The sequence below is a fragment of the Candidatus Nitrosarchaeum limnium BG20 genome, assembly GCF_000241145.1.
In the GTDB taxonomy this organism is placed as follows: domain Archaea; phylum Thermoproteota; class Nitrososphaeria; order Nitrososphaerales; family Nitrosopumilaceae; genus Nitrosarchaeum; species Nitrosarchaeum limnae.
The window spans coordinates 1-3,484 of sequence record NZ_AHJG01000052.1 but is presented as its reverse complement, the minus strand read 5'-3'; the positions used below and the strand labels follow the sequence as shown (position 1 = coordinate 3,484).

Below are 3,484 nucleotides of genomic sequence, written 5' to 3'. Positions count from 1 at the left end.
CGATGCGGTAATTGGTTACTTTGTTGCAGAAAACCTATCAGCATCTGTTGCAGATAGAGCAGTTACATGCGCAGAATCAATGCTCAAAATTCTTAAAATTGGCATAAATCCAATTCTGAAAAATAACAATTTACCTGAATTAAAGATAAAAATCGGAATAGATTATGGCGAAAACACAATTGTGCGATATGGTGATGACTTGCAAGAGTCCCATGTAGATATTTTAGGACCCTCAGTGAGTATGGCAGCTAAAATTCAGAATCTAGCTCAGCCCGACCAGATAATGGTTGGGGGAGATATTTACTCCAAACTACATAATTCCATTCAAGAGTATTTTACTCGCTTAAAGTTAGATAAATCAGAGTGGAATTATAAATCCACAACAACAAAAAAAGTGTATCCAGTTTACACTTACATTGGAAAATAAATCAGAAAATTATGGATTTTCATTCATCTTTCTGATTAGAGCCTGTTTCATTTGTAAAAATTCAGATTCCGAGATTATACCCTGTTCTTTTAATTTTGCTAGTTTTACCAACTCATCTGCAACTGACATTTTAGAGCATCAATTCTTCCAAAGTAATCTTCAATTTAATTTTCCAATTTTACATATTAAACTTTTATCCACAAAAGCGTAAGCGAATTCCTGAAGAATTGAAGCAAAATTAAGAGGATAGAACTTTTTGTACTTAATTCTTGATGTTTTTATTTTCATACTGAATTCTATTTTTATTGTTCTTAGTTGAATTTGTTTGATATTTTTTATATCAAACTTTTCCCTTACAATTTTTTTTATGTTTTCTTAGATTTTCTGTAGAATGAAATTCAGAACCACAGGCTCTGCATTTTTCCTTTTTCTTATTATGTGCAATTTCTTGATGTTTTTCTAGTCTTTCAGGATACTTGAATCTTGATCCACATTTTTTACATTTTAGTTTTCTCACACTATCGTCATATGCCATGTTCTGTTTAGCGTCTTCTAGTACTAAAACTAATGTACCCTATATCCAAAAACGATTAAAATCAGAAATCAATGAATCGGATGTAGTTATTCTAAGATACGCTATGAACTAATATTCATTCTCATTCTTTAGAATTAGAATAACTAATAGGATTAATTAGCTTACGCTAATTTCAGCATTGTTTTTAAACCAACAATACACATCATATGTATGCAAAAACAATCTTGCAAAACATGTTCTTCAAAACTAGAAGTTGAAAGTAGATGTAAAGTATGTGATCAACCAACAAAACTATTTTGTCATGCTTGTGGCATAACACATGAAAATATTATTCATCCAGCATGTCTAGTAATTGATCTAAATAACATGGTTCTAGAATCATACATGCATCAAAAATAATTTTATTTTTTGTTTCTAAAATAAATTGGCATTCAGGGTTCCCAATGACAATCACAATTACAGCCCTTTTGGCAGTGCATTCTCTTGCAATCAATACATGTTTTTTGCCAATGTGATGGTATTGTATTCATAACATCCTGATATCATTTCATCTTAATTAACCCGTTCTGAGGAAGACCTATAGGTAAAATCGACATATTATCAATATCGTAGTGGTGTGAGTTGGCATATCTGAAAAGAAGGACTGAATTAACTACTCAGCTACGAAAAAAAAATCTATTTTGTAAGAATCCTTGCCTTATATGCAAGGTATGACCTATGTGTGTATGTTAAAAAAACTATTTGCAAGATTGCAACGAAATCAAAAAAAGACATCTGATGATGTAGACGCATTCAAAGAATCCAAAGAGACGAAACAAAATTGAGGTACAACTGTAATAGCTGTAAATTTCATTGGGAAGGATGGATGGATACTTTTGAGCAAGTTCTGACCCATGAAAAAACACATTTGAAAAATAAAAAAATAATTTCTATGGAAATGACATCGTAATGGTCACACTAAACGATTTGAAAATCTGTGAAAACTGTGGCAATGTATTCTCAAAAAAGATACTAACCAAAACAATTAGTCGCTGTCCTGCATGTAATGTATGGAAGAAGCAACATAGTGAAGAGAAAAATGAGATATAGCTGCAAAAAATGTAATTTCAAATGGGAAGGAACTTCATATACTTTTGAACAAGTACGAGAGCACGAAAAAACGCATCCAGTAAAATCAAAATAATGTCAACCAAATGTAAGGTCTGTAACGCATCAAGAATAACAAATGTCAATCAATTAATGTCTGATGAAAAGTGGGAATGTCAGACGTGTGGGAATTTTCTTGATGTCGATGGCAATGTAAATTCTTCATAAAAATAACTAGTTTTAATTTTCACGGTTGTTATCTAGATATGTTATGCAGTATTATTTTTACATCATGATTATAGAAAAATAGATTTTATGAAGTTAAGAGTGCCAGGTAAGTGAATGGTACAAAAAGGTCTACACTCTTAATTCAGGTTCAACTACACAGGGACTCTACCACCATTTTGGGGAATAAAATAGACGCAAATAGGCGTGAAAATTAAGTTGCCATCTAGTGAATTACAGAATTTCCCTGATAAATTTAATGTTGAGCAAATTCAGAACTAGTTTTGGTGTTCGTTAGTATTGTTTTCTTGTTTTAGTAGAGATTCTTGTCTTTCGTTTAGAACTTCTTCTCTTTCTTGGATAATTTTTTCTTTTGAATTTAATTCCATTTCCAATATTTTTGTTGTTTCTTGTGTATCTAGAGCCCAACCACGATTGATTAATTCATCTACATTGATAGACTTTACACATGCAGGCAAACCATTTGAATGTCGCAGTACTAATTCAAGACCGTCATCACACTTTACATCATGTACCAATACGCCCATTTTGATCTGATGTCTTGGTGAATGATTGGATGTTTTTTCTAAAATTTCTTTGTACTCTTTTTCAGTTTTTTGTTCATCTTCTTCGTATTCTTCATATGAGTACACTTGTGAAGATTGCAACACAAGCATTACAATACATGAAAATAGAATTAGTTTTTTCAACGAGAGAAATAGTTTGAAATGTTATATCAACTTTATCATGATTGTATTAATTAAAAAATAAAAAAGAAAAAGAGAAAAGTTATGGGTGTGCTTGATGATTACCCTGAGTTAGTTTTCCAGTTACTGATAGTACAACGTTATTGTTAGAATCACGAATCTTTAGGCTCACATAGTCATTCTTACCAGGTTCACCTGCATCTGTGAATTTCCATTCTGCAGAAGCTCCAGGTTTACCGTTAAGACTACCTGTTCCAACACCCATGTAGGTGTCAAAACCAGATACTGGATTACCTTCACTAATTGAAGGATCGTCACTACATGATGCTGTACCCAAGTTGTCGAGATGGAATCTGTTCTTAGCCCAGTTTACTTCTAGGTTGTTTGGAAGTTGTGCTGCAGAGCAATGGAACTCAAATCCATGAGTTACTTTTACATTGCCATTCATGACACTACCGCCTCCTGTCATGTAACCTGTTGGAGCAACAGGACAGTCTTCATCTA

The 3,484-nt window shown here is 32.5% G+C and carries 7 protein-coding genes; 3 read left to right on the top strand and 4 right to left on the bottom strand.

Translation table 11 applies throughout. The annotated features are described in order from the left end of the window. The coding region (locus BG20_RS01975) for an adenylate/guanylate cyclase domain-containing protein (protein ID WP_010190168.1) at positions 1-427 on the top strand (427 nt) is incomplete at its 5' end. Positions 428-436: 9 nt separating this feature from the next. Here BG20_RS01975 and BG20_RS11785 read toward each other — a convergent pair. Beyond that, positions 437-556 carry an SHOCT domain-containing protein gene (locus BG20_RS11785; RefSeq protein WP_010190166.1) on the bottom strand — a complete coding sequence of 40 codons (120 nt, stop codon included), beginning with the start codon at positions 554-556 and terminating at the stop codon, positions 437-439. 211 nt (positions 557-767) lie between these two features. Continuing rightward, positions 768-962, bottom strand: coding sequence for a C2H2-type zinc finger protein (locus BG20_RS01970; protein WP_010190164.1), 195 nt, complete (start codon positions 960-962; stop codon positions 768-770). 210 nt (positions 963-1,172) lie between these two features. Between BG20_RS01970 and BG20_RS11780 the strand changes: the two genes are divergently transcribed. After that, positions 1,173-1,361 carry a hypothetical protein gene (locus tag BG20_RS11780; RefSeq protein ID WP_010190163.1) on the top strand — a complete coding sequence of 63 codons (189 nt, stop codon included), beginning with the start codon at positions 1,173-1,175 and terminating at the stop codon, positions 1,359-1,361. Positions 1,362-1,910: 549 nt separating this feature from the next. Beyond that, positions 1,911-2,051: a DNA repair protein RadA family protein gene (locus BG20_RS12605; RefSeq protein ID WP_193353001.1), complete on the top strand. Its 141-nt coding sequence runs from the start codon at positions 1,911-1,913 to the stop codon at positions 2,049-2,051. A gap of 500 nt (positions 2,052-2,551) precedes the next feature. Here the strand turns inward: BG20_RS12605 and BG20_RS01965 are convergent, their stop codons facing one another. After that, a complete protein-coding gene (locus BG20_RS01965) occupies positions 2,552-2,983 on the bottom strand; it encodes a hypothetical protein (RefSeq protein ID WP_010190161.1) in 432 nt (143 codons plus the stop codon). Positions 2,984-3,062: 79 nt separating this feature from the next. Then, positions 3,063-3,484, bottom strand: a 422-nt coding sequence (locus BG20_RS12305) for a hypothetical protein (RefSeq protein ID WP_010190159.1), incomplete at its 5' end; no start/stop codon positions are given.

Bases quoted from the DNA above. Each gene is read 5' to 3' on its own strand.
- BG20_RS11785 (WP_010190166.1), bottom strand. From the start codon at position 556: ATGTCAGTTGCAGATGAGTTGGTAAAACTAGCAAAATTAAAAGAACAG.
- BG20_RS01970 (WP_010190164.1), bottom strand. From the start codon at position 962: ATGGCATATGACGATAGTGTGAGAAAACTAAAATGTAAAAAATGTGGA.
- BG20_RS12605 (WP_193353001.1), top strand. From the start codon at position 1,911: ATGGTCACACTAAACGATTTGAAAATCTGTGAAAACTGTGGCAATGTA.
- BG20_RS11780 (WP_010190163.1), top strand. From the start codon at position 1,173: ATGCAAAAACAATCTTGCAAAACATGTTCTTCAAAACTAGAAGTTGAA.